Raw genomic sequence first — 3,958 nt, 5'->3', positions numbered from 1 at the left:
TCAAAAACAAGAATAGTATTGATATAGATATTTGTTTAAATTGGATAGCAGGGATATCAGAAGTGAGAATGAATTCAGTAACATTGTAACTTAAAAACAAGCAAATGAAATCAAGAATAAGTACAATATAAAGCTTCTTGTTCACAATTAGTCCTCTAGCTCTTTTCTGCATATATCCTTAAGAGATTTAAGCAATATCTCTTCTTTATATAGCTTAAGTTCTTCTTGAAAATGATTATAAAATTCTTCTCGGATTTCTTTGCTATAAGAAAAAGATTTTATAATGTTATCAACCCAAAGATCTTCTTTTGATATTTCAATTATTAAATCTTCTCTTAAGTTATTTGGTATTAATTCTGAAGCACCAACTTTATTAGATACGATTGTTATAAGGCCTGCTGATGCAGCTTCAGGTACAACCATTAAGAACGCATCATATCTTGCAGGAGATATCAGGACACTACAGCGGTTAAATACATCATTCATATCTACCCTGCCAAGGCAGTGAATGTTTTTATTTGGTAGGTTTAGGTGTTCTGTACCTGTTCCAACTATGTATAGATTGGAATCGGCTTCTTTTTTCTGAACTTTCTCAAAAATACTGAGCACATTATCTAAGCCTTTAACATATCCAGTATCATGAGGTCTTTCACAGACAAATAGGATATTTTTGTCAGACTTATAAGTAACTCTATCAAAATTCTTAATTGGGTAGCGCAGGTGGTAATATGGAATTTTGCACTTAGTTAACTTGGTCGCATCCCTATATATCATCATGGAGTTGGGTAGTAATAAATCAATAGTTTTCTTTATTGATTTAACTTTGAAATTAAAGAAAAGCTTTTGTAATTTAGACTTTCTAGGATCAAAGTAAAAAGCAGGTTCAGGTACTATTAGTAAAATTTTAGATTTTTTATATTTCTTTTTAAGAAAATAAGAAACCCAAAACAACATACCACCTTCAACTAGGTATAATTTAGACTCGGGAATCTCGTTAGCGTTAATCCAAGCTTTAAGTAAGAGCCAGATTGGATTGAGTTTTGAACCATTAACAAAACCTCTAAAGTCGAAATTATAATCAATACTAGTGACGGATTTAACTAGTTTTGTTGTAGTACGATTTCGACCACGATGAATTGCAATAATATCATGTATATTATCCATTTGATTTCTCAATTAGGACGCCTATGTTGTGACCAAGCTTGAATCTAATAAAATCAGGGCAAATGTTATCCAAAAATCTCCCTAACTTATTGGTGGGAAATACCAAGTAGTTGTTTTTAAATTTGATAGACTTGTAGTTATCTCCAATTGATTCGTTAACAAGGTTTTTAAAGTCTGAGCGAGAGTAGAACTTACCGTGTTTAACCATTGCTTGATAAGGAGTCATGCCCGTCCTTTTAATTTCATTTTTTAATGGTACGGTTGCTAATGAATCATTAAATGGAACATCTGCAACGACAAAATGTTTTGCGAGGCGAAATTGTTCTTTTAAGGCTTTATTGGATTCCTCCATGTGTTCGATCACTCCCCAACTGTAAACAAAATCAAAACTTTCACTTTCGAGTTTGGTGTCTCTTACATCTGCATTGAAAAAATTTACATTATATTTTCTTGCATAATCTTTTGCAGCGCTACAGATGTCTATTCCATTTAGCTTTAGGTCTGGACGGTAGGCATGTATTAAGAGCAGCCATTGACAGTTACCTGAGCCAAACTCGCAAACAGATGACCCTTTGGGTAGTTTGTCGATAAATGGTTTTAAGAAATACTTAAACTTAAACTGTGTGGTGTATTCACTAAAGTCTATTCCCTCTGGCTCACTGTTCCATAGGTTAGACCATACTTTGTCGATGTCTTCTTTGTATTCGTTCATTAAATTACTTTATCTTGTTAAGAGTCATAAACTATCCATGAAGTATAAATAAAAGCTGTCACAATTGCCAAACTGATTATAAAAAAGTTGTGAAATAAATCTGTAGATGCCTCGTGGCGACGTGTTATTTGACATAGAAGCGTATTTTTTTTAATTTTGTTTAGTTAATATTTAAGGAAGAGTAATGGAAGAGGTATCAATATTTGGAGGAACTGGCTTTGTAGGGGGCTATTATCTTGAGAAATATAAAAAATCGTCTATTTTAATTGAGCGGGAATCTAGAATCCCCCTATCTGGGGACGTTCTTTATTTGATAAGCACGACACATAATTATCATGTCTTTGAAGATGTTCATAAGGATATAGATACAAACTTAACTATCTTGGTTGATGTATTAAAAAACCTAGAACCGGGTAAGAGTTGTTTTAATTTTGTTTCATCATGGTTTGTTTATGGGGAAACAGACCTTCCTGCACATGAGCAATCCGTGTGTAATCCTAAAGGTTTTTATTCGATTACGAAAAGAGCAGCAGAGCAACTGGTTGTATCGTATTGTGAAACATTTAAAATTGATTATCGTATCTTGCGCTTATGTAATGTGTACGGATCTGGCGATATTGGAGTTTCTAAGAAAAAAAATGCGCTACAGTTTCTTATTAATAAAATTAAGAACTGTGAAGAAATTGATCTCTATCATAACGGTCAGTTTTTTAGAGACTACATGCATGTTAAAGATGTTGTGGATGCAGTAAATTTAGTTATTACTAAAGGTGAAAAGAATAAAGTTTTTAACATTGGAAGTGGAACTAAAGTTTTATTTAAAGATTTAATAGATATAATATTTGAAGAAACTGAATCTACTTCGAGGATTAATGTTATTGATCCACCAGATTTTCATAAGACCGTTCAGGTTAAGGACTTTTTTATGAGTGTGGATGAGTTGAAGTCTCTTGGTTTTTCTCAAAAAATTAAATTAGAAGAAGGAATAAAAGAGTTATGTCGATAGATAATTATATTAATGAATTGTTTGATAGGATGCATGCCGATGGAGTACTTCCTCCGTATTTATATAATGCTAAAAAGAAGACATTCGATCCAGAGAGGGATTGGATGTATTACTCGGGACCGGTCTGGACTGAAGATGAACCACGTGCTGCGGTAAAGGCTTTTTTAACGGGTAAGTGGTTGGTTGCGGGTGAGCATTGTGCTAAATTTGAAAGAGAGTTCTCAAAAATGTTCGGTTTTGAATCATCGTTAATGGTGAACTCAGGAAGTTCTGCAAACCTAATAATGATTTCTGCATTAAAGAAGCACTTGGATTGGGGCGACGGTGATGAAGTTATTGTTTCTCCAGTTGGGTTCCCTACTACTATAGCACCTCTAGTTCAGAATAACCTAACGCCGGTTTTTACAGATATTGTATTTGAAGATTTAAATTTTGACTTGGAGAAAGTGGAAGCTGCTATCACAGAAAAAACAAAGGCAATTTTTATTTCCCCTGTTTTGGGAAACCCTCCTGATTTTGACAAGCTAAAAGAGATTTCTGAAAAGTATGATATTGAGCTTGTTTTAGATGGATGTGATAGTTTGGGCTCAAAATGGAAGGGGAAGGAGTTGTCTGAATATGCAATAGCAACATCGTGCTCATTTTATCCTGCCCACCATATAACTACAGGGGAAGGTGGTATGGTGTCATCAAATGATAAAGATTTGATATCGTTGGCCAGAAGTTTTGCATGGTGGGGGCGTGATTGTTATTGTGTGGGATCTGCAAACCTGAGTAAGAAAGGTGCATGTGGTAATCGTTTTGACAAGTGGCTAGATGGATATGAAGGTAAAATAGATCACAAGTATTACTTTTCTAACATGGGTTACAACGTAAAGCCTTTGGATTTGCAGGGTGCGCTTGGCTTAGAGCAACTTAAAAAGATTGAAGATATTCATGTTAAGAGAAGAGAAAACAAGGAAAAAGCTGAGTCAATATTTAAAGAAGTTCTTGGGGACATGGTTCATATACCAGGCGAGTTGGATCATGCAGAGACGAGTTGGTTTGGTGTGCCTATAGTTTGCAACAAAAATAAA

Annotated in this window: 4 protein-coding genes; 2 read left to right on the top strand and 2 right to left on the bottom strand. The window is 34.3% G+C overall.

The window, feature by feature from the left end:
• Positions 1–147: 147 nt before the first annotated feature.
• Both M901_RS13665 and M901_RS13660 read right to left on the bottom strand, forming a co-directional pair.
• Positions 148–1,164 carry a glycosyltransferase family 4 protein gene (locus M901_RS13665; RefSeq protein ID WP_021278793.1) on the bottom strand — a complete coding sequence of 339 codons (1,017 nt, stop codon included), beginning with the start codon at positions 1,162–1,164 and terminating at the stop codon, positions 148–150.
• Positions 1,157–1,876 (bottom strand): bifunctional 2-polyprenyl-6-hydroxyphenol methylase/3-demethylubiquinol 3-O-methyltransferase UbiG, encoded by a 720-nt coding sequence (locus M901_RS13660; protein ID WP_021278795.1) that lies wholly within the window; start codon positions 1,874–1,876, stop codon positions 1,157–1,159. The genes M901_RS13665 and M901_RS13660 overlap by 8 nt, the downstream gene beginning before the upstream one ends.
• A 184-nt stretch (positions 1,877–2,060) precedes the next feature.
• Here M901_RS13660 and M901_RS13655 point away from each other — a divergent pair, with 184 nt between their 5' ends.
• Positions 2,061–2,882, top strand: coding sequence for an NAD(P)-dependent oxidoreductase (locus tag M901_RS13655; RefSeq protein ID WP_021278797.1), 822 nt, complete (start codon positions 2,061–2,063; stop codon positions 2,880–2,882).
• On the top strand, positions 2,873–3,958 hold a 1,086-nt coding region (locus tag M901_RS13650), incomplete at its 3' end, for an aminotransferase class V-fold PLP-dependent enzyme (protein ID WP_034722327.1). The genes M901_RS13655 and M901_RS13650, both read left to right, overlap by 10 nt.

The organism is Bacteriovorax sp. DB6_IX (assembly GCF_000447775.1).
Classification (GTDB): domain Bacteria; phylum Bdellovibrionota; class Bacteriovoracia; order Bacteriovoracales; family Bacteriovoracaceae; genus Halobacteriovorax_A.
This window is presented reverse-complemented; position numbering and strand designations above follow the sequence as displayed.